The sequence below is a fragment of the Vibrio sp. 2304 genome (assembly GCF_033339475.1).
Lineage (GTDB): Bacteria > Pseudomonadota > Gammaproteobacteria > Enterobacterales > Vibrionaceae > Vibrio > Vibrio alginolyticus.
Genome location: NZ_JAWOUQ010000155.1, coordinates 1 through 507, shown reverse-complemented (window position 1 = coordinate 507; position 507 = coordinate 1). Strand labels below are relative to the sequence as shown.

The following is a 507-nucleotide window of genomic DNA, read 5'->3' as shown; positions in this document are numbered from 1 at the left end:
TGACCAAGACAACGCCATTATTCTGGACGAATCCTATCAAGAAGAGAAACATGGCAAGTATTTTGAAGATCTCGCCAAGTTTGTCAGTGACGGCCTTGACGCTTGTGGTTACAAATATTGTACCGGTGACATCATGGCCACAAACCCGATGTGGCGAATGACTCGCTCCGAATGGGAAGAATGTTTCGCTGACTGGATTGACGATCCCAACCCGAAAGCGTTACTGAATGCATCAATATTTTTCGATTTAGATGGCGTGTATGGCCGCTTAAAATGGGCAGAACAGCTCACCAGCTTCATTGTGCGTCGAGCGCGTAAAAATAATCGCTTCTTAGCATGTTTGGCTCGAAATGCGCTAAACCGCACGCCGCCATTAGGCTTCTTCAAAGATTTTGTGATGGAAAAAGATGGCCAGCACAAAAACTCGATCAACCTAAAACGTCGTGGCACCGCGCCGCTGGTTGATCTGATTCGTGTGCATGCCTTGGCAGTGGGCTCTCGTGCACA

Annotated in this window: 1 protein-coding gene; it reads left to right on the top strand. The window is 47.9% G+C overall.

What is annotated here, in order from left to right; all coding sequences use genetic code 11:
- A partial coding sequence (locus R7P64_RS24770; RefSeq protein WP_318124299.1) for a DUF294 nucleotidyltransferase-like domain-containing protein occupies positions 1-507 on the top strand: 507 nt, incomplete at both ends.